The organism is Devosia beringensis (assembly GCF_014926585.1).
GTDB lineage: Bacteria > Pseudomonadota > Alphaproteobacteria > Rhizobiales > Devosiaceae > Devosia > Devosia beringensis.
The window spans coordinates 3,706,948-3,726,647 of the sequence record NZ_CP045422.1; the positions used below are offsets into that span (position 1 = coordinate 3,706,948).

Genomic DNA, 19,700 nt, shown 5'->3' on the forward strand with positions numbered 1-19,700 from the left:
GACCATGATGGTGGTTGATCAGCCGGTCAGGCCTTGAAGAACTGTTCGGGGCGGGTCGGGCCGGGAGTGGGCCAACCGAAAGAGTTGGGCATTTCCTTGAGCAGGTTGACGACGTCGTTCTTGACCACCCCATAGCCGTCGGCCGGCAGGCTGACGCCGAAGGTGAAAAAGAGGTCCGCCGCATTCTGCAGCACCTGGGCCATCAGCTCGTTCTGCGTCGCCGGATCGGCCGTGGCAACCAGCTCGCGATAGAGGTCCTGCTGGGCCTTGACCGCCGGCGGTGGCTCGACCGCCGCTTCGTTCTCGGGCTGGGTGAAGTAGAGCGCCCAGCCGGGAGCATAGAAGCAGTTGTTGTTGATCGGCACGTAGAAGCGGGCATCGAGCATGGCGGCAATGCCGGAATTGGCGCCGAACTGGTGGGCCGTGGCATCATATTCGCGGCCGCGACGCACCCGTTCCTCCCAGAGCGAGCGGTCCATGGTGCGCATCTGTGCATCGATGCCGACGGCCTGGAACATGGGAATGGCCAGCTCGAACATGTCGAGGAAGGTGGTGCGGGTCTGGTCGATCTCGAAGATGATGGTGACGCGCCGGCCTTCTTCGTCCTGGCGATAGCCATCGCCGTCCTTGTTGGGAATCAGTGCATCGAGCAGCGCATTGGCCTTGGCCGGGTCGAACTCGGTGAACTGCTTGGCCAGTTGCTCATTGTAGAGCGGATCGCCTTCGCGCATGGAAGGCTGAGCCGGTGAGCCCTGGCCAACGAACACGGCCTCGATCAGCGCCTGCCGATCCACGGCATGCGACAGCGCCTGGCGGAACTCGATGGTGTTGAACAGCTTGTTCTTGACCGGATCGAGATGGTTGAGGTTGAGCTGGAAGGCCATCACATTGGCCGCGGTTTCCTTGAGCGTATAGAAGCCGTAATTGCCGGTTTCCTGGGCATCGAACAGCACCGGCTTGTTGGCCGGGGTACAGATATACTGGTCCATGATGTCGATCTCGCCCTGCAGCGTCTTGAGCAGCAGCACTTCGGGATCGGCGACCATCTGGTACACCACCCGGTCGAAATACGGCAGTTGCGTACCCTCGGTATCGACCTTGAAATAGAAGGGGTTGCGGGTGGCGATGGCCCGTTCGGTATTCTCGCCCGGCGCGCCGTCGGCAAAGACCCAGGCATTGAGCGTCGGACGATTGGCGTTCTGGTAGAAGGTATTGTCGTCCAGCATGCCGATCTCGCGCTGGAACAAGGCGATCCAGCTTTCCAGACCCTGCTCCTTGGCCAGGGCATCGGCGTCCGGATTGTACTTGATGTGGAACTGTTCGAGATAATGCTTGGGCGTGCGGGTCATCTGGTCCTGCTGGGCCCAGGCGAGCTGCTGCACGAAGAAGCCGTTGGGGCCGGGGAAGGTGACCTTGAAATTCTGTTCGTCCAGCACTTCAAGCTTTGCCGGTTCACCCTTGACATACCACCACGAATTGCCACCCAGCGAGGCTTCCACATCGCTGAAATAGGCGTCGTACCAGAACTGGATATCGGCGGTGGTGAAGGGCACGCCATCGGACCATTTGTGGCCCTTGCGCAGGGTGAAACTATATTCGGTTGCCTCTGCATTGACCGACCAGGATTCGGCGACGTTTTCGACGAGACCCGACCAGTCCGGGTTGAAGCGGACCAGCGGCTCATAGCCCTGATAGCGCACCAGCATCGACAGCGAACCGCCGCCGACCAGCGCGTGATTCCAGTCGCCGCCCTGCTGGCCGACGCGCTCAAACGGCGTGATCACCAGCGGTTTGGTGGGCAGGCGTTCGGCGACCGGCGGCAGCGTGCCGCCATCGACCTGGGCCTGCAGAAAGGCCGATTCCTGCGCCCGCACCCAACCCGGTACGGCCAGCGCTCCGGCAAAAGCGGAACTAGCGACGATAAAAGCCCTGCGGCTGATACTTACCATGTCTGATCTCCTCCTCGGCTAACCGCCTGTGGCGTTGTTAGCTGATGATGAGCTTGCGGCGCATCATTTGTTAGGTAAAGCGTTATGTTTATGTTGATGTGTTTTTGCGAGTAGCGTTTATTGCTATTGCCGGACGGTCCCGGTATCAGGCGGAAAATAGCAACGGAGCTCGCATGGCGCGCGTCACCCTATCGACCATTGCCGAGGCGACGGGCCTCTCCAAGTTTGCCGTATCCCGCTCACTGTCGGGCAAGGACGGCGTCAGCGACGACACCCGCCGCCGCGTATTGGAGGTCGCCACCCAGCTTGGCTATATCCGCGCCGTGGCCGAGGTGGCAGCGCCGGTGCTGGGCATTGTCTTTCACGATACCGACCTGGTGAATTCCGAACTGCACCTGCTCATCCAGAGCGGCTTTCAAATCGAGACACAGCGCGCCGGCTATCAGGTGCGCATGTGTTGGGCACATGAAACCGACGAGATCGTGGCCTTTGCCCGTAATTGCCGGGCCGTCGCCCTGGTGGGCCCTCATCCGCGCGCCAGCATGGTCGCGGTCACCGCCCTGGGCATCCCCGTCGCCCGCAATGGCTGGGTCGAGCCGCTGGATCCCTTTGATACCGTTTCGGGCACTGATCACGAGGCCGGCTCAGCCGTCGCCCATTATCTGCTCGAGCTCGGTCACCGTTCCATCGCTTATGTGCATGGCACGCCGGGCTATCGCGGCCGCATCGAGCGCTTCTACGGCGTGCGCGAAGTGCTCGAGACCCATCCGGAAGTCACTTTCCGCGAGATGAAGTTCCAGACCGAGATGCGCTTTCCCCAGCACCTGCAGGAAGTGCAGGCCGATGGTTTTGCGCCCACGGCCTTCTTCTGTGCGCATGACGGCATGGCGCTGACGGTGGTCTCCGAGCTGTTGCGGCTGGGCTATCGCATTCCCGACGATATCTCGGTGGTCGGCTTTGGCGATTACTCGGCCGCCACGCAGATCTCCCCGCAGCTGACTACGGTCAAGGTGCAGGGCTTCCAGATGGGGGCAGGGCTGGTACGCATCCTTGACGATCGCCTCAAGCAGCGCATCCCCGCCGATGTCCCAGTGCGCATGGGCTTCGTCTCGCATCTGGTCATACGCGAATCGGCAGGCAAGGTGAGATCGTCATCACCCAGATCGGCGGCGGGCTGACTGGGTGCAAATAAGCCCTTGATAAGTTTCAATGAATTCCCGCCGGTATTTGACCTGCATCAAGGATGGGCAGCGGGCGCAACTCTAGAGAATGGTCAGCGGGTCCATGGATTGACCCGCATTGAAGGAATTCACTGATGCGCAACACTCTCAAGACTGTGATCGCGGTTTTTGCCCTTGCGGGGCTTGCGGTCACGCCCGTCCTTGCTGCCGATTTCGAGGTGCACATGCTCAACAAGGGCGTGGCGGGCAGCATGGTGTTCGAGCCCGCCTTCGTTCAGGTGCAGCCGGGCGACACGGTGACCTTCATCCCCACCGATAAGGGCCACAATGTCGAAACCATCAAGGACATGCTGCCCGAAGGCGTCGAGCCCTTCAAAAGCAAGGTCAACGAAACCTACACCGTCACTTTCGACGTTGCCGGCGTCTATGGCGTCAAGTGTACGCCCCATTTTGCCATGGGCATGGTCGGCCTGATCTTCGTTGGCGATGACCTTGCCAATCTCGACGCCGTCAAGGCGGTCAAGGTGCCCAAGAAGGTCGGCGAGCGCTTTGAAGAAGTCTACACCGCCCTGGGCATCTGAGCCTCGCGCCACATTTGCCGCGCTGGCCTGGAGTGCCGCGAATGCGCACTAATTAGGCAGTCATCAAATCTGCACAAGCTATTGACTCGCGGCTTCAGGCTCGCCATCATCTGCGAAATTATCGGACATTGACGGGCATCTGCGCCCCACTTTTGGAACACACCGTGTCGTTCCTGGGTGGGGAATTTTGTGTTGGACCCAAGGCATGGCGCTGGAAAACGATACCGTAGCGATAGGCGTGCTGTTTTCGGCCAGCGGCCCCTATGCCGCCATTGGCCGGGAAGGCCTGGCCGGCACCATGCTGGCGATCGATGAGATCAACGCGACCAGCCAGCATGACTTCGTGCTCGAGGCGCATGTGCGCGACCCGCAGGGCGTCACCGAAAACTATGCCAGGCTGGCGGCCGACATCGTCGCCAGTTCCGGGGCGAAACATATCGTGGGCTGCACCACCTCGTGGAGCCGCAAGGACGTCATTCCGCTGCTCGAAAAGCGCAATACCGTGCTGTGGTATCCGTGCCCCTATGAGGGCTTCGAGGCGCATGAGCAGGTCATCTATCTGGGCGCCTGTCCCAATCAGCATGTGCTGCCCTTGCTTGACTTCGTCCTGCCGCGCTTCGGTGCGGACGGCTATCTCGTCGGGTCCAACTATATCTGGGGTTGGGAGACGAGCCGCATTGCGCGCGATGTCATGGAGGCGGCCGGCGGCCGCGTCGCGGGAGAGCGCTATGTGCCGCTGGGCGATGTCGACATTGACCGGATTATCGAGGAGATCCGGACCAAGCGGCCGGCTTTCATCCTCAATACGCTGATCGGGCCGTCGTCCTACGCGTTCCTCGCCGCCTACCATGCGCTCGGCAAGACTGACCCCGCATTTGATGCGTCGGCGCGGCCGGTCCTGAGCTGCAACTTTGCCGAGCCGGAGCTGGCCCAGCTGGGCGAGGCGGCGGCCGGCCAATATGCGGTCTCTCCCTATTTTCAATCGCTGGAGACCACGGAGAACCGGCAATTTCTGGAGGCCGTGGCCCGCCACGCGCCGGAAACCGGGCCGGTGTCGGCTTTCTTTGCCCAGGCCTATGCTGCGGTCCATCTGCTGGCGGCGGGGATGGCGGCCACCGGCACCGATGACACCGGAGCGGTGCTCGGCGCCTTGGCGGGTCGATCCGTTACCGCCCCCTTCGGTCCGGTCGAAATTGACCCCACCACCAATCATGCCGTGCTGACGCCGCGCATCGCCCGCGCCACGGCCTCGGGCTTCGAGATCGTGGCCGACCGTGGCGTCGCCATCCGGCCCGATCCCTACCTGGCCTATGCTGCCAGCCGCTCCGCCCAGCCGGTATCGCATCTGCGGGTGGTCAAATGAGCGCGCCCGTGCAGATCGCCAGTTTTGATGGCAAGACCGCGCTGATCCTGCATCGCCCGCATCCGGTGGTCGAGGCGATCACCCGGCAGTTGGCGCAACTCGGCGTGCGTTGGGCGGCGTCGTGGCCTGATCTTCCAGCCGGCAAGGCGCCTGGCGCTGACCTGCTGTTCTATGACGCCGATATGGGCCATGACGGCCAGTTTCCCTGGACCCCGGGCGAGGCGCCGATGCCGGCCATCGCCCTGATTGGCTCGGAGGCGCCCGGCCGGCTGGCCTGGGCAATCCGCCTGGGTGCCGATGCGCATCTGCTCAAGCCGGTCGGCAGTGGCGGCGTGTTCACGGCGCTGGTGATCGCCGCGGAGGCCTTTGCCAGGCGCTCGGCCATGCAGGACGAACTGGCCGGCTTGCGCAGCCGGCTGGAGCAGCGCGAAGTGGTCGCCGAGGCCACCGCCTGCCTGATGCTGCAGGGCAACCTGCCGGCCGAGGAAGCCTATGCCCGGCTGCGTCGGGAAGCCATGACGGCACGGCTGACCATCGAAGCCATGGCCGAGAAGATCGTGCACGAATTGCGGGCGGGCCATGTCCATCATCGCTCCTGAACTGGGCATGCCCAGCGCTCCGACACGGCCCGTCCGTGCCCAGTCCGTGCTCGGCCGGTTGCTGCAGCGCCCCATGGCGGTGACCGGGCTCATCATCATCGTCGTGGTCGTGCTGGCGGCGCTGTTTGCGCCGGTGCTGACGCCGCACGATCCCAATGAACAGTATTTCGAGGGGCTGACGCTGGAGGGCGCGCCTTTGGCCCCCAATGGACAGTTCTGGTTCGGCACCGACCTTCTGGGGCGCGATCTGCTGAGCCGGCTCATCGTGGGGGCGCAGACCTCGCTGGTCATCGGCGTCGTGGCCAATGGCATCGCGGTGGTCCTGGGCTCGCTGGTGGGCATTACCGCCGGCTATTTCCGCGGCCTAGTCGGCGCGGTGTTGATGCGCTTCACCGACCTGATGATGAGCTTTCCGGCGCTGCTGCTGGCCATCGTGCTGGCCGCCATCTTCCGGCCGAGCCTGTGGATCGTGGCGCTGGTCATCGCCATGGTCAACTGGGTGCAGATTGCCCGCGTGCTCTACACCGAGACCCGCTCGCTGTCCGAGCGCGAGTTCATCGAGGCCGAGCGGGCGCTGGGCGCGGGATCGCTGCTGATCCTGTGGCGCCACATCCTGCCGCATCTGGTGTCGACCATTCTCGTCTGGGGCACGCTGGGCATTTCGACCACCGTGCTGCTGGAGGCCACGCTGAGCTTTCTGGGCATTGGCGTACGGCCGCCGACGCCGAGCTGGGGCAATATCATCTTCGAGAACCAGACTTATTTCGCCACGGCGCCCTGGCTGGTGTTCATTCCCGGCGCCGCCATCCTGCTGCTGTCGCTGGCCTTCAACCTGCTAGGCGATGCCTTGCGCGACATTCTTGACCCGACCCAGCAGGGGAGTTCGTCATGATCGGCTATCTCGCCCGCCGGTTTGGCCAGGCGGCGCTGATCCTGCTCGGCATCAGCGTGGTGACCTTCGTGCTGCTCTATCTGCTGCCGGCCGATCCGGTACGCCAGATCGCCGGGCGCAGCGCCACGGCTGAAACAGTAGAAAACATCCGCCGACAGCTCGGTCTCGACCTGCCGCTGTGGGAGCAGTACTGGCGCTATCTCACCAACCTGCTGAGCGGCAATCTGGGCCGCTCCTATCTGCAGAAGAGCGAAGTTTCCGAACTGATTGCGGCTCGCCTGCCGGCGAGCCTTCTGCTGATGGCCGGCGCCATCACCTGCGAGCTGGTGATCGGGCTGACCATGGGCGTGCTGGCGGCCGTGCGCCGGGGCGGCTGGGTCGACAATCTGCTCATGGTGATTTCCTTCATCGGCGTATCGGCCCCGCAATTCGTCGTCGCCATCCTGCTGCTCTATATCTTTGCCGTGCAGCTGGGCTGGTTCCCCATTGGCGGCTACGGCACCTTTGCCCACCTGGTGCTGCCGTCGCTGACGCTGGGCCTGCTCGGGGCGGGCTGGTATGCTAGGATGATGCGCTCCTCCATGCTGGAGGTGCTGCGGCAGGACTATATCCGAACCGCCCAGTCCAAGGGCCTGCGCGGCCGCATCGTGCTGTTTCAACACGCCATTCCCAATGCCATCCTGCCCATCGTTGCCATGATCGGTATCGATATCGGCATGTTCATGAGCGGCATTGTCGTGGTCGAAAGCGTTTTCGGCTGGCCCGGTATCGGTCAGCTCGCCTGGCAGGCCATCCAGCGCGTCGACATTCCCATCATCATGGGCGTCACGCTGGTCTCGGCCTGCGCCATCGTCATCGGCAACCTGGTTGCCGACCTCGTCGCCCCCCTCATCGATCCGCGCATCAAGCTGCGCTGACCGCCCAACCAAGGAGAGACCAAGCATGCGCAGATTGCTGTTATCCGGAATTGCCCTGGCCGTCCTGACCATGGCATCACCCGTTTTTGCCCAGGAGGAAAAGCAGGGTGGCTCGATGATCGTCACCTACAAGGATGACGTGGCGACCCTCGACCCAGCCATCGGCTATGACTGGCAGAACTGGTCGATGATCAAGTCGCTGTTCGACAGCCTGATGGACTACGAGCCGGGCACCTCCACGCTGACGACGGACCTGGCCGAAAGCTACACTATCTCCGATGACGGCCTCACCTATACGTTCAAGCTGCGGCCGGGTGTCAAATTCCACAATGGTCGCGAGATGACCGCCGAGGACGTCAAATACTCGCTCGACCGGGTCACCGATCCGGCAACGCAGAGCCCTGGCGCGGGCTTTTTCGCCTCCATTGCTGGCTATGATGCTGTAACTGACGGTTCGGCAACCGGCCTCTCTGGCGTCGCGGTCGTCGATCCGCTGACCGTCGAGATCACGCTGTCGCGGCCCGATGCCACCTTCCTGCATGTGGTGGCGCTCAACTTCTCCTCCATCGTGCCCAAGGAAGCGGTGGACGAGTTCGGCGCCGATTTCGGCAAGCACCCGGTCGGCACCGGCGCTTACTCGCTAACCGAGTGGACGCTGGGCCAGCGTCTCGTCTTTGCCCGCAATGCCGATTACTGGAAGGCCGGCATTCCCAAGATGGACGAGATCGTCTTCGAGATCGGCCAGGAGCCAACCGTGGCGCTGCTGCGGTTGCAAAATGGCGAAGTCGACATCCTGGGCGACGGCATTCCCCCGGCGCAGTTCCTCGAGGTCAAGGACAACCCGGACTATGCCGACATGATCATCGAGGGTGGCCAGCTGCAGACCGGCTATATCACCCTCAATGTGACCACGCCGCCCTTCGACAATCTCGAGGTGCGCAAGGCCGTCAACATGGCGATCAACAAGGACCGCATCGTCCGCATCATCAATAACCGCGCGGTGATCGCCAACCAGCCGCTGCCGCCTTCCATGCCCGGCTATACCGAAGGCTATGAAGGCATTGCCTATGATGTGGAAGGCGCCAAGGCGCTGCTGGCCGAGGCGGGCTTCCCCGATGGCTTCACCACCGAACTCTATGTGTACAATGTAGATCCCAATCCCCGCATCGCCCAAGCCATCCAGCAGGATCTCGCCGCCATCGGCGTTACCGTGGAATTGCTGTCGCTGGCCCAGGCCAATGTGATCGAGGCCGGCGGCGCCGGTACGGCGCCGATGATCTGGTCGGGCGGCATGGCCTGGATCGCCGACTTCCCCGATCCATCCAACTTCTACGGCCCGATCCTGGGCTGCGCCGGTGCGGGCGAGGGCGGCTGGAACTGGTCGAAATACTGCAATGAAGCGCTCGACGCCATGGCGACGGCGGCGGATTCGATGATCGACCCGGCCAAGGCGGCTGATCGCTACCAGGCCTGGAGCGACGTCTATATGGGCGTGATGGCCGATCTTCCCTGGGTGCCGGTTTTCAACGAGCAGCGCTTCACCATGAAGTCGGCCCGCCTGGGTGGCCCCGATGCCATCTTTGTCGATCCCGTCCATATTCCCGTCAACTACGACTATGTGTTTGATAAAGATGTGCAGTAACTGCGACTACACCATCCACCGCGTGAACCATCACTTCGGGTGGGATCATTCTATCCCGCCCGTGCAGCGGGTGGCGCCCGGTTCGTCGGTCTATTTCGAGTGTCTCGACAGCGGGGCCGGGCACTTCACGCCCGCCAGCACCGTGGCCGATGTGTCGACGCTCGACTTTTCTAAGGTCAATCCGGTCACCGGCCCCATCTATATCGATGGGGCCCAGCCCGGTGACGCCCTCAAGATCACCATGGAGGGCTTTGAGCCCTCCGGCTTCGGCTGGACGGCCAATATTCCTGGCTTCGGGCTCCTGGCCGACCAGTTCAAGGACCCGGCGCTGACGCTGTGGCACTATGACAAGACCAGCATGGCGCCGGCAGCGTTCTCGAAAAACGGCAAGGTGCCGCTCAAGCCATTCTGCGGCGAGATGGGCGTTGCTCCAGCGGCGCCTGGCAATCACTCGCAGGTGCCGCCGCGCCGGGTGGGTGGCAATCTTGACATCCGCGACCTCACCACCGGCACGGTGCTGTATCTGCCGGTCGAGGTCGAGGGTGCGCTGTTCTCGGTGGGCGACACCCACGCCGCCCAGGGCGATGGCGAGGTCTGCGGCACGGCCATCGAGAGCCAGATGAACGTGGCACTCAAGTTCGAGCTGATTAAGGGCGCCAACCTGGCTATGCCGCGTTTCACCACGTCGGGGCCGGTCACCAACCATCTCGACGCCAAGGGCTATGAGGTGACCACCGGCATCGGGCCGGACCTGATGGCGGGTGCGCGCGACGCGCTGTCAGGCATGATCGACCTGCTGGGCAGCCAGTATGGCCTGTCTGCCGAGGAGGCCTATATGCTGTGCTCTGTGTGTGGCGATCTCCGCGTCTCCGAGATCGTCGACATGCCCAATTGGGTGGTGAGCTTCTACTTCCCCCGGATCGTCTTCGAGTGACGGCCGAAGCGTCCCCGCTGCTCGAACTGCGCGGCCTCGTCACCGAGGTCGCGTCGTCTTCCGGTCCACGGCGCGTGGTGGACGGGCTCAGCTTCACGCTGGAGCGCGGCCAGACGCTCTGCATTGCCGGCGAGTCAGGCTCAGGTAAATCGATGACCGCGCTCTCGCTGATGGGCCTGCTGCCCCAGCCCATGGCGCGGGTTACCGCGGGATCGGCCCTGTTCAATGGGCGCGACCTGTTCGGCCTGGATCGGGAAGCCATGCGCGCCATTCGTGGCCGCGAGATCAGCATGATCTTCCAGGAGCCGATGACCTCGCTCAATCCGGTGATGACGGTGGGCCGGCAATTGTCCGAGGCGATCACGGCGCATACAACGCTGACCGCCAGCGCGGTCCGCACGCGCGCCTTGGAACTCCTTGATCAGGTGCAGATACCCGAGGCGGCGCGGCGCCTGAGCCAATATCCGCATGAGCTCTCAGGCGGCATGCGGCAGCGCGTGATGATCGCCATTGCGCTCAGCCAGCGGCCGGACATCCTGATCGCCGATGAACCGACGACCGCCCTCGATGTGACGGTGCAGGCGCAGATTCTCAGCCTCATCCGCCTGCTGCAGCAGGAGACCGGTACGGCGGTGATCATGATCACCCATGACATGGGCGTGGTGGCCGAAATGGCCGACCATGTCCTGGTGATGAAGGATGGGTGCCAGGTCGAGACCAGTCCCGTGCGCACGATCTTCGCGTCACCCGCGCAGCCCTATACGCAGGCGCTGCTGGCGGCCGTGCCGGTGCTCGGCTCGATGGCGGGCACCAGCATGCCCAGGCGGGCAACGCCCGCCGCTGCAAACCCGAGGGAAGTGCTCGATGTCGACAACCTGAGCGTACGCTTCGACCTGCGCGGTGGACTGCTGCGCCAGGTGAGCAAGCGGGTGCATGCTGTGGAGGGCATTTCGCTGCGCCTCCATGAAGGCGAAACCCTGGCCTTGGTCGGCGAAAGCGGCTGCGGCAAATCCACGACGGGCCGGGCTTTGCTCAACCTCGTGCCCTTTACCGGCGATGTGCGGGTCAACGGCACCCATATTGCTGGGCTGCGACCCGACCAGATGAAGCCGGTCCGGCGCGATATCCAGATGATTTTCCAGGATCCCTATGCCTCGCTCGATCCGCGTATGCGGGTGGGCGAGCTGGTAGCGGAGCCACTGAAAATCCACGGCCTGGCCAAAGGCAGCGAATTGACCGACCGCGTCGAATACCTGTTCGGCCGCGTCGGACTGCCACCCGAGGCAGCGGCCCGCTATCCGCACGAATTCTCCGGCGGCCAGCGCCAGCGCATCTGCATCGCGCGGGCGCTGTCGCTGTCGCCCAAGATCATCGTCGCCGACGAAAGCGTCTCGGCCCTGGATGTCTCGATCCAGGCCCAGGTGCTCGACCTGCTGCAGGACATCCAGAACGAGACGGGCATCGCCTATCTCTTCATTTCCCATGACATGGCCGTGGTCGAGCAGATCAGCCATCGCGTGGCGGTGATGTATATGGGGCGGTTCGTCGAGGTGGGGACGCGGGCGCAGCTCTTCGAGAACCCGCAACACCCCTATACAAGGGCGCTGATGGCAGCCGCCCCGGTGCCCGATCCGTCGCGCGACCGGCGCCGCTACGTGCCGTTCGATGGCGACCTGCCCAGTTCGGTCCGCCCGCTCGGCTACGAGCCGCAGCCGGTCGTCTATCGGGATGTTGGGGCCGGCCACCTCGTCGCTCAAGGCGCCTGACCGGCCGATCTCCGGATGCAAGACACTGTGGCCGCGCGTGCGGGACGGGCAGGGCGCAGACTTGTCGCATAGGCGCCGAGCAGGGCGTGATCAGAATTTTCACTGTCCGCCAGACGGGGGTATTGCATAAGGCCCTGTCCTCCCATAGTTACTGCGGCGGTGAGGCCACGTGGCGGAGTGGTTACGCAGCGGATTGCAAATCCGCGTACTCCGGTTCAATTCCGGACGTGGCCTCCAGTAATTTCCCAATAAAATCGACTGCCTGACGGTGATCCCGGTCTTTGAGTGGCTGGGGTCGTACCATTGCGGGTCCTTCCCGCTCAGTTTTGAGGTTTTCCCGACACTCCCGACGAATCCGTGACATAGGACATGGCACATGGGGACGGTAGGATGGGCAGCTCGATTTACGCGAAGATGGCCCTGGTCGGCAGCATGCTTGTCTTCGGCGCGCTGGCTGTCGCCGCCGGGGAGAACGACGCCTGCAACATCAAGGGCAATGTGAGCACTCAGGGAGAGCGCATCTATCACGTCCCGGGTCAGAAATATTACAATGACACCCGGATCAGTGCGTCCCATGGTGAGCGCTGGTTCTGTTCAGAAGAAGAGGCCCGCTCTGCCGGCTGGCGCCGCTCCAAAGTGTAGAGCGGGATATGGCTGCCGCTGGTCTAGCCTGACTCAGATGCCCGGCATCACGACAGGCGCGGGTGGCACATAGACGGGCACCTGCGGCAGCGAGTCTATCCTGCGCTCTACGATTAAGTCCTGCTGTGACTTCTGTAGCGCGTCGATCTGGCTTTGCAGGTTGCGCTGGCGGGTTTCGGCCGCCAGTTCGTTCTGCAGGCAGACGATGCGTTCGCCATTGGCCTGAATTTCTCCGGCCGTGTTGCCCGGTGCAGGCGCGGGACACGCGCCCTGGGCGGTGCCCACCGAAAAAGCGAGGGTCACAAAGATAATGACGGCGGGTTTCATCATGCCGGGCATGCTGCGCTTTGAGTGTCGGCAAGGCAAGTCACGTCTGCTTGGTGTGACCGGCGCTGTGCGCCGACCGCCTTCACATCCTGCCGATGCGCAAAATCTGCCCGGTGCGTTCAATTTTCAAGCCTTGGGGCGAGTGAGGAGCCATCTTGGTCAGGTCGCCCCAGTCGGATTGCCAAAGGGTGCGGTCGCCGCTGACCACGATCTCGACGTCGTTGCGATTGGCCATCCTGATGGCCAAGGCAAAGGATTTCGATAGTGGCAAGGGAGATGTCGCGTCCGGAGCCGCATCTTCATGGGCTGATACAACCTCGCAGGGTCCGGTGACCCTGGCGCGGGCTTCCCCGTCCCGATCGACAAACAGAAAAAGAGTAACCAGGTCGTCCACAGTCGCATCGACATAGCGAAATGAGCTTTTCATGGGAAAGCTCCTTGTTCGTCAGATGACATGACCTGACGTGAGTTTGTATAACGTGCCACATGGCCAAATGTTCCGCTGCGCCGGACCCGACGGCCGGCGGCGCCAGGCGAACACACGCCGCTCACCGCTGAGTTGCTTGAAGGGCATCACCTTGGCGACGATGCTGTGATCTGTGCTCATACCCATCATGCACCACTCATTTTGTCGCGGAGTGCCATATGGCCTTGCCAAGCAGGCGAGGCTGGGGATATTCACGTCCAGCATATGACCGGCCGGGGCGGACGACAGCAATGACACAATTCGAGCAGCTGCGCGCCAGGATGGTCGACAACCAGTTGCGCACCAGTGGCGTCACCGAGCCGAGGCTGCTGGCCCAGATGGCTGAGGTGCCCCGCGAGCGCTTCGTTCCCGTCGATCGGCAGGCCGTTGCCTATATTGATGATGTACAGTGGCTGGGGCAGGGGCCCGCCCGACGCTTCATGATGGCCCCGGCGACACTGGCTAAGCTGCTGCAATTGGCGGCTGTTACCCCCGATGATACGGTTCTCGATGTTGGCGCAGGAACCGGTTACGGCACCGCTGTCATGGCCGGATTGGCCCATTCCGTTGTCGGCCTTGAAGCCGATGCCGATCTGGCCGGTGCGGCCAGCGCGACCCTTGGCGATCTGGGCATTGCCAATGTCGACATCGTGGTCGGCGATATTGACGCGCTGAGGCGCACTGGCTTTGACGTCATCTTCGTTGAGGGCGCGCTCGATCAGGTACCACAGGCGCTGTTTGCCGCGCTCAATGATGGCGGTCGGCTGATAGCCCTGATTCGCTCTGGCGGCGTGGCCGTGGCCAATGTCTTCGTCAAGACTGGCAATGCCATTGCGGCCCGCGGGGAGTTCAATGCCACCCTGCCGCCGCTACTGCAGGCACAGCCGCAACCGGAATTTGTGTTTTGATGTCGCCTATTAGGCGATGGAGGTTCCGCGCTGTTGCCCGGTGGGCACTGTCGGGACCGAAACGCACGTTATATTTTGACCGCCATTGCGCGGGCGGTTGTTAACCCCATCTGCCACGCATAGAGTTTGCGGGATATTGGAGAGACTTGCATGAGTTTTCGCGGGAAATTGGTCGCAAGTGTAGTGGCTTTGATGGTCAGTGCTGTCGCGGTAGGCGGTGCGCAGGCTCAATCGATCGCGCAGGCTCTGACTACGGCCTATGATTATGCCCCGGATCTGCAGTCGGCTCTGCTCAGCGCCAAGTCATCGGCGGAGAACATTGCCCTGGCCAACGCCGGTAAGCGCCCCACGATCGGCGCATCGCTTAGCGGCAGCTACAACTGGAGCGTGGTCAACAACAGATTTGATGACAGCACGTCGTTGTCCCCGGGCCTCTCCTACAATCAGACCATCTTCGATAATGGCAAGACGGACGCCGACATCGAGGCGGCCCGCGCCGGTGCCGAAGCTGCCGAATACCAGATCCGCAGCACCGAGCAGACCGTGCTGCTGGCCGTGGTGCAGGCCTATATGAATGTCTATAGCGGGCGCCAGCTCGTAGCGCTGCGCCAGGAAAACCGCGATTTCTACTCGGCGCAGTTGCAGTCCTCCCGCGATCGGCTCGACGTGGGTGAGGGCACCCGCATTGACGTGGCGCAAGCAGAGGCCCGGTTGGCCCAGGGCGATGCCGCTTATCGTGCCGCGGTCAGCAGTCTCGAGATCAGCCAGGCGACCTTCCAGCGCTACGTTGGCCAGGCGCCGCAGAATCTCGATCCCAGCCACAATTTCTCCCGCCTGATCCCCAGTTCTCTCCCGGCAGCGATTGCTGCTGCCGAAGTCGACCATCCGGCCTTGCTGATGTCCAAGGCGGCCATTCGCGCGGCCCAGGCATCGAGCGCCAGCGCCAAAGCACAGTTTGGACCTAAGGCAAGCCTGAGCGGCGGGGTTACCGGTACAGCGACCGATCCCAAGGGCCAGCGCGACGGTATCAGCGGCTCGGTTAGCTTTCAGATCACGGTGCCAATCTATGCCGGTGGCGCTATCGGTGCGGGTGTCCGCAAGGCCAATATCGAGCAGATCAAGTCTGAGGTCGACGCCATGTCCGCCTATGACCAGATCCGCGAGGCGGTAATCTCGGCCTGGGCCGGCATCCAGAGTGCCGATGCCCAGATTTCTGCCGCCAATTCAGCCGAGTCTGCCGGCCGCACCGTCGTTGACGGGGTGATCCAGGAACGCGATCTGGGTACCAGCACCACGCTCGACGTGCTCAATGCGCAAGCCGAGTTGACCACGGCCCGCGAAGCCCGCATCACCGCCTCGACCAACAAGGTCATTGCCACTTTCTCGCTGCTGGCCGCCATGGGCCACCTGACAGCGGCCGATCTGGGTCTCAACGTCGAAGTGAAGTCGGCAGTCCGCTATACCGACGCTGTCGATGACGTGTGGGCCGAACTGCGCAGTGTCAAAGAATAAATCCGGCCATCTACTCCATCTTTGGTGGCCGGGCATCGCCCGGCCACAAGTTTTAGTGGAAGACCTCGGCTATCGGCAGGTCCGTGATTCCTAAAATTTGCTGTCCGGTCTAAGCTGTTGTTCACGAATCAGGGTTTGGCCGCGTTTGCGGGGGCCGTTTTTCCGGTTCGGAGCGCATGAGTAAGAGGCACCTATGAACAAGCCGGCACCCAAAGAACCCTCAATGGATGAAATTCTGTCGTCCATTCGGCAGATCATCGCCGACGATGATGCCTCCGGGGTTCCACGCCGGGCCGCCAGCCTGGCGGCAGCCGATCCGATGCAGGCCGCTCCCGCCCATGCGGCTGACCGCGACCTGAGCGATATGCTCGGCGATATCGAACCACTGGCCCTCAGCCCGTCGCAGATCGTGGACGATGGCGGCGACGATGACATTGAAGGCTTCAGCTTTGATTCCATCTTGGCAGATACGCCGGTGGAAGAGGACGATCCGATGGCCGTTGCCGCGCCGATGCTGGTCGATCCCGAGGATATCAGCTTTGCGCCCGCCGCCGCCGATGATGACGACGATCTCCCCTCGTTCTCCCCCCCTGTGCAGCGGGTCATCCCGCCCGACCCCAAGCCCGTGGCTGCCAAGGCCAAACCGGCCCCGGCTCCCGAGCCTGAGCCGGAATCGCTGATGGCCGGCATGGATTTCGATCTCCCCAGTTTCAACCCGGAGCCGGAGCCCGAGGCCGAAGCCGGTTTCGACATTCCCGAGTTCAACCCGGAGCCTGCGGCCGAAATCTCCTTTGATGCCGATGCAGAGATTGCCAGCTTTGACCCGCCCGCATCGCCTGCCGCGGTGCAGCCGGCTGCTATGCCCGATGCGAGTCTGTCGGCTGACATGGCCTCACAACTGCTCGAGCCGACGACACAGGCTGCCGTGCGCAGTTCGATGACCAAGCTCAACGGCCTGGGCCTGGGCAATACCGGCGCCACCATCGAGTCGCTGATGCGCGACATGCTGCGGCCCATGCTCAAGGAATGGCTGGACGAAAACCTGCCATCCGTTGTCGAGCGCATGGTGGAAAAGGAAATCGCCCGGGTTTCTCGCGGCGAATAGCCTGTTCCGTCATCTCTGATGCCCTGCCATGCGCGATACGGTTGACCCCGCATCGCGCATTTGCTTGAAGTCTCCCCAAACCTTGTCCGACCCGTCTGGTCTTCTCCATCGAGAAGGTCCGTTGGCGGGTCGCTGTTGTTGCGAGTGACCAATGCTTGAAAAGTCCTATGAGCCCGGCGCCGTCGAAGACCGCGTCTATGCCGACTGGCTCAAGGCCAAGGCCTTTGCCGCCGGGGCAGGTGCCGCACCCGGCGCCGAGACCTTCACCATCGTCATCCCGCCGCCCAATGTCACCGGCTCCCTGCACATTGGCCACGCACTCAACAATACGATCCAGGACATCCTGGTCCGCTTCAACCGCATGCTGGGCAAGGATGTGCTCTGGCAGCCGGGTACAGACCATGCTGGCATTGCCACGCAGATGATCGTCGAGCGCCAGCTGATGGAACGCCAGCAGCCCGGCCGCCGCGAGATGGGCCGCGAGAAATTCGTCGAGCGCATCTGGGAGTGGAAGGCGGAAAGCGGCGGCACCATCATGAACCAGCTCAAGCGCCTGGGCGCTTCGGCTGACTTCTCGCGCGAACGCTTCACCATGGGCGAAAACGGCGCGGCCGACGACCAGATGGTTCGTGCTGTCACCAAGGTCTTTGTCGAGCTGCATGATCGTGGCCTGATCTATCGCGCCAAGCGCCTGGTCAACTGGCATCCCGGTCTCGAAACCGCCATTTCCGACCTCGAGGTCGAGAATATCGAGATCAAGGGCCATATGTGGCACCTGCGCTACCCGCTGGCCGATGGCGTCACCTATCAGTTCCCGGTCAAGGATGAAGAGGGCAACGTTACCGGCACGGAAACCCGCGACTACATCATCGTCGCCACCACGCGCCCCGAGACCATGCTGGGCGACAGCGGCATTGCCGTGCACCCGGAAGACGAGCGCTATGCGTCGCTGGTCGGCAAGTTCGTCGACCTGCCGCTGGTCGGGCGCCGGATTCCCATCGTCGCCGACGAGTATGCCGATCCTGCTCTGGGCACAGGCGCGGTCAAGATCACCCCGGCGCATGACTTCAACGACTTCGAGGTGGGCGTCCGCAACAGCCTCGAGCAGATCAATGTCTTCACCACCAATGGTGCGATCATCTCGGATGAGTTCATCCCGGGCGCCTATCGCGGTCTCGACCGCTTTGCCGCGCGCAAGGCGATCGTCGCCGACCTGACGGCGCTGGCCGAAGAAGATCCCACCCGCGGCCTCGATCACATCGAGGACAAGAAGATCATGGTGCCGCATGACGAGAAGAGCAAACTCGTCGTAATCGAGCCCTTTCTGACCGACCAGTGGTGGGTCAAGGCCGACGTGCTGGCGCAGCCCGCCATGGCCGCCGTCCGCGAAGGCCGCACCAAGTTCGTGCCGCAGCAATATGAGAACACCTATTTTGCCTGGCTGGAGAACATCAAGCCCTGGTGCATTTCGCGCCAGCTCTGGTGGGGTCACCAGATCCCGGCTTGGTATGGTCCGGACAATCACGCCTTTGTCGCCGCCAGCGAAGCCGAAGCCCAGGCCCAAGCCGACGCGCATTATGGCGCAGCCACCATCATCAAGCGCGACGAAGACGTGCTCGATACCTGGTTCTCCTCGGCTCTCTGGCCGTTCTCGACCCTTGGCTGGCCGGACGAGACGGCCGAACTGCGCCGCTATTACCCTACCGACGTGCTGGTCACCGGCTTTGACATCATCTTCTTCTGGGTCGCCCGGATGATGATGATGGGGCTCGAATTCCTCAAGGAAGAGCCGTTCCACACGGTCTACATGCATGCCCTGGTCCGCGACGAAAAGGGGCAGAAGATGAGCAAGACCAAGGGCAATGTCATCGACCCGCTTGAGCTTATCGACCAGTATGGCGCAGACGCCACCCGCTTCACCCTGGCCGCCATGGCCGCGCAGGGGCGGGACATCAAGCTCTCCATGAGCCGCGTCGAGGGCTATCGCAACTTCGTCACCAAGATCTGGAATGCTGCGCGCTTCCTCGAGATGAACGAGTGCCGCCGCGTCGAGGGCTATGACCCGCGCGCCAACAAGCTGCCGCTCAACCGCTGGATCGTCGGGGCCACCGCGCGCGGTGCTGCTGCCGTGACCCAGGGCATCGCCGACTACAAGTTCAACGAAGCCGCCAATGCCGCCTATGACTTCACATGGGGCACGTTCTGCGACTGGTATGTGGAGTTCGCCAAGCCTGTCTTCATGGGCGAGGACGAGGCTGCCAAGGTCGAGACCCGCGCCACTGCCGCATGGGCGCTCGACCAGATCCTGACGATCCTCCATCCGTTCATGCCCTTCGTCACTGAAGAGCTCTGGGCCGAGACCGGCAAGTTCGGCACGCCGCGCGACAACATGTTGATCCTGACGCGCTGGCCGGATCTGGCGGGCCTCGAGGACGCGGCCGCCGATGCCGATCTCACCTGGCTGATCGACGTGATCAACAATGTCCGGTCGGTGCGCAGCGAGATGAATGTTCCCGCCAGTGCCAAGCTGTCGCTGGTGGTGGTTGGCGCCAGTGAAACGACGTTGCGGCGTCTGGTGGCCGGTACCTCGCTGATCACGCGGCTGGCCCGCCTCGAAGACATCACGCCCCAGGCCGATGTGCCCGGCGAGTCGGCGCAGTTCGTCGTCGGCGAGGCCACCTGGGCGCTGCCTTTGGCCGAGTTCATCGACATCCCGACCGAAAAGGCGCGGCTCTCCAAGGAAGTCGACAAGCTTGATGCCGAGGTTGCCCAGATCGACAAGAAGCTGGGCAATGAGCAGTTCGTCGAAAAGGCACCGCCCGAGGTGATCGAGGAGCAAAAAGCCCGACGCGAAGCCGCCATCGAACGGCGTCACCATATCGCCGAGGCCCTCAAGCGGCTGAGTTGAGAACGCCC

17 protein-coding genes and 1 tRNA gene are annotated in these 19,700 nt (G+C 62.9%); 15 read left to right on the forward strand and 3 right to left on the reverse strand.

Annotation, left to right across the window (positions count from 1 at the left end):
* Positions 1-26: 26 nt before the first annotated feature.
* Entirely contained in the window at positions 27-1,949 is a 1,923-nt protein-coding gene (locus GDR53_RS18025; protein ID WP_193335796.1) for an ABC transporter substrate-binding protein, read from the reverse strand.
* Positions 1,950-2,122: 173 nt separating this feature from the next.
* Here GDR53_RS18025 and GDR53_RS18030 point away from each other — a divergent pair, with 173 nt between their 5' ends.
* From GDR53_RS18030 to GDR53_RS18080, 11 genes are all read left to right on the forward strand, one after another.
* A complete protein-coding gene (locus GDR53_RS18030; RefSeq protein WP_193335797.1) occupies positions 2,123-3,127 on the forward strand; it encodes a LacI family DNA-binding transcriptional regulator in 1,005 nt (334 codons plus the stop codon).
* A gap of 137 nt (positions 3,128-3,264) precedes the next feature.
* Positions 3,265-3,711: a pseudoazurin gene (locus tag GDR53_RS18035; protein WP_193335798.1), complete on the forward strand. Its 447-nt coding sequence runs from the start codon at positions 3,265-3,267 to the stop codon at positions 3,709-3,711.
* A gap of 205 nt (positions 3,712-3,916) precedes the next feature.
* Positions 3,917-5,074 carry a transporter substrate-binding domain-containing protein gene (locus tag GDR53_RS18040; RefSeq protein ID WP_193335799.1) on the forward strand — a complete coding sequence of 386 codons (1,158 nt, stop codon included), beginning with the start codon at positions 3,917-3,919 and terminating at the stop codon, positions 5,072-5,074.
* Complete coding sequence (locus tag GDR53_RS18045; protein ID WP_193335800.1) at positions 5,071-5,673, forward strand: ANTAR domain-containing response regulator; 603 nt, start codon at positions 5,071-5,073, stop codon at positions 5,671-5,673. Before GDR53_RS18040 ends, GDR53_RS18045 begins: the two co-directional genes overlap by 4 nt.
* 7 nt (positions 5,674-5,680) lie before the next feature.
* Entirely contained in the window at positions 5,681-6,565 is an 885-nt protein-coding gene (locus GDR53_RS18050) for an ABC transporter permease (RefSeq protein WP_232846845.1), read from the forward strand.
* On the forward strand, positions 6,562-7,482 hold the full coding sequence (locus tag GDR53_RS18055) for an ABC transporter permease (RefSeq protein ID WP_193335802.1): 921 nt from the start codon (positions 6,562-6,564) through the stop codon (positions 7,480-7,482). Before GDR53_RS18050 ends, GDR53_RS18055 begins: the two co-directional genes overlap by 4 nt.
* A gap of 25 nt (positions 7,483-7,507) precedes the next feature.
* On the forward strand, positions 7,508-9,124 hold the full coding sequence (locus GDR53_RS18060) for an ABC transporter substrate-binding protein (RefSeq protein WP_193335803.1): 1,617 nt from the start codon (positions 7,508-7,510) through the stop codon (positions 9,122-9,124).
* Positions 9,114-10,058, forward strand: a complete 945-nt coding sequence (locus GDR53_RS18065; RefSeq protein WP_193335804.1) for an acetamidase/formamidase family protein — start codon at positions 9,114-9,116, stop codon at positions 10,056-10,058. Before GDR53_RS18060 ends, GDR53_RS18065 begins: the two co-directional genes overlap by 11 nt.
* A complete protein-coding gene (locus GDR53_RS18070; RefSeq protein ID WP_193335805.1) occupies positions 10,055-11,824 on the forward strand; it encodes an ABC transporter ATP-binding protein in 1,770 nt (589 codons plus the stop codon). The genes GDR53_RS18065 and GDR53_RS18070 overlap by 4 nt, the downstream gene beginning before the upstream one ends.
* A 163-nt stretch (positions 11,825-11,987) precedes the next feature.
* Positions 11,988-12,061: transfer RNA gene (locus GDR53_RS18075), tRNA-Cys, on the forward strand.
* A gap of 195 nt (positions 12,062-12,256) precedes the next feature.
* A complete protein-coding gene (locus tag GDR53_RS18080) occupies positions 12,257-12,466 on the forward strand; it encodes a sunset domain-containing protein (protein ID WP_232846846.1) in 210 nt (69 codons plus the stop codon).
* A 33-nt stretch (positions 12,467-12,499) separates the two neighbouring features.
* Here GDR53_RS18080 and GDR53_RS18085 read toward each other — a convergent pair whose 3' ends face one another.
* Together GDR53_RS18085 and GDR53_RS18090 are read right to left on the reverse strand one after the other, a co-directional pair.
* A complete protein-coding gene (locus GDR53_RS18085) occupies positions 12,500-12,796 on the reverse strand; it encodes a hypothetical protein (RefSeq protein ID WP_193335806.1) in 297 nt (98 codons plus the stop codon).
* Positions 12,797-12,875: 79 nt separating this feature from the next.
* Positions 12,876-13,220: a hypothetical protein gene (locus GDR53_RS18090; RefSeq protein ID WP_193335807.1), complete on the reverse strand. Its 345-nt coding sequence runs from the start codon at positions 13,218-13,220 to the stop codon at positions 12,876-12,878.
* A gap of 290 nt (positions 13,221-13,510) precedes the next feature.
* Between GDR53_RS18090 and GDR53_RS18095 the strand changes: the two genes are divergently transcribed.
* The 4 genes from GDR53_RS18095 (at position 13,511) to GDR53_RS18110 (ending at position 19,692) form a co-directional block, all read left to right on the forward strand.
* On the forward strand, positions 13,511-14,167 hold the full coding sequence (locus GDR53_RS18095) for a protein-L-isoaspartate O-methyltransferase family protein (RefSeq protein WP_193335808.1): 657 nt from the start codon (positions 13,511-13,513) through the stop codon (positions 14,165-14,167).
* A gap of 192 nt (positions 14,168-14,359) precedes the next feature.
* Positions 14,360-15,679: a TolC family outer membrane protein gene (locus GDR53_RS18100; protein ID WP_193335809.1), complete on the forward strand. Its 1,320-nt coding sequence runs from the start codon at positions 14,360-14,362 to the stop codon at positions 15,677-15,679.
* Between the two features lie 223 nt (positions 15,680-15,902).
* Positions 15,903-16,784, forward strand: a complete 882-nt coding sequence (locus tag GDR53_RS18105; RefSeq protein WP_193335810.1) for a DUF2497 domain-containing protein — start codon at positions 15,903-15,905, stop codon at positions 16,782-16,784.
* Positions 16,785-16,935: 151 nt separating this feature from the next.
* Positions 16,936-19,692, forward strand: coding sequence for a valine--tRNA ligase (locus GDR53_RS18110; protein ID WP_193335811.1), 2,757 nt, complete (start codon positions 16,936-16,938; stop codon positions 19,690-19,692).
* Positions 19,693-19,700: the final 8 nt, after the last annotated feature.

What these genes read in the sequence shown, in the direction of transcription:
- GDR53_RS18065 (WP_193335804.1), top strand. Translation starts at nt 9,114, where the DNA reads ATGTGCAGTAACTGCGACTACACCATCCACCGCGTGAACCATCACTTC.
- GDR53_RS18045 (WP_193335800.1), top strand. Translation starts at nt 5,071, where the DNA reads ATGAGCGCGCCCGTGCAGATCGCCAGTTTTGATGGCAAGACCGCGCTG.
- GDR53_RS18040 (WP_193335799.1), top strand. Translation starts at nt 3,917, where the DNA reads ATGGCGCTGGAAAACGATACCGTAGCGATAGGCGTGCTGTTTTCGGCC.
- GDR53_RS18100 (WP_193335809.1), top strand. Translation starts at nt 14,360, where the DNA reads ATGGTCAGTGCTGTCGCGGTAGGCGGTGCGCAGGCTCAATCGATCGCG.
- GDR53_RS18055 (WP_193335802.1), top strand. Translation starts at nt 6,562, where the DNA reads ATGATCGGCTATCTCGCCCGCCGGTTTGGCCAGGCGGCGCTGATCCTG.
- GDR53_RS18090 (WP_193335807.1), bottom strand. Translation starts at nt 13,220, where the DNA reads ATGAAAAGCTCATTTCGCTATGTCGATGCGACTGTGGACGACCTGGTT.
- GDR53_RS18035 (WP_193335798.1), top strand. Translation starts at nt 3,265, where the DNA reads ATGCGCAACACTCTCAAGACTGTGATCGCGGTTTTTGCCCTTGCGGGG.
- GDR53_RS18050 (WP_232846845.1), top strand. Translation starts at nt 5,681, where the DNA reads ATGCCCAGCGCTCCGACACGGCCCGTCCGTGCCCAGTCCGTGCTCGGC.
- GDR53_RS18110 (WP_193335811.1), top strand. Translation starts at nt 16,936, where the DNA reads ATGCTTGAAAAGTCCTATGAGCCCGGCGCCGTCGAAGACCGCGTCTAT.
- GDR53_RS18095 (WP_193335808.1), top strand. Translation starts at nt 13,511, where the DNA reads ATGACACAATTCGAGCAGCTGCGCGCCAGGATGGTCGACAACCAGTTG.
- GDR53_RS18105 (WP_193335810.1), top strand. Translation starts at nt 15,903, where the DNA reads ATGGATGAAATTCTGTCGTCCATTCGGCAGATCATCGCCGACGATGAT.
- GDR53_RS18060 (WP_193335803.1), top strand. Translation starts at nt 7,508, where the DNA reads ATGCGCAGATTGCTGTTATCCGGAATTGCCCTGGCCGTCCTGACCATG.
- GDR53_RS18030 (WP_193335797.1), top strand. Translation starts at nt 2,123, where the DNA reads ATGGCGCGCGTCACCCTATCGACCATTGCCGAGGCGACGGGCCTCTCC.
- GDR53_RS18085 (WP_193335806.1), bottom strand. Translation starts at nt 12,796, where the DNA reads ATGATGAAACCCGCCGTCATTATCTTTGTGACCCTCGCTTTTTCGGTG.
- GDR53_RS18025 (WP_193335796.1), bottom strand. Translation starts at nt 1,949, where the DNA reads ATGGTAAGTATCAGCCGCAGGGCTTTTATCGTCGCTAGTTCCGCTTTT.
- GDR53_RS18080 (WP_232846846.1), top strand. Translation starts at nt 12,257, where the DNA reads ATGCTTGTCTTCGGCGCGCTGGCTGTCGCCGCCGGGGAGAACGACGCC.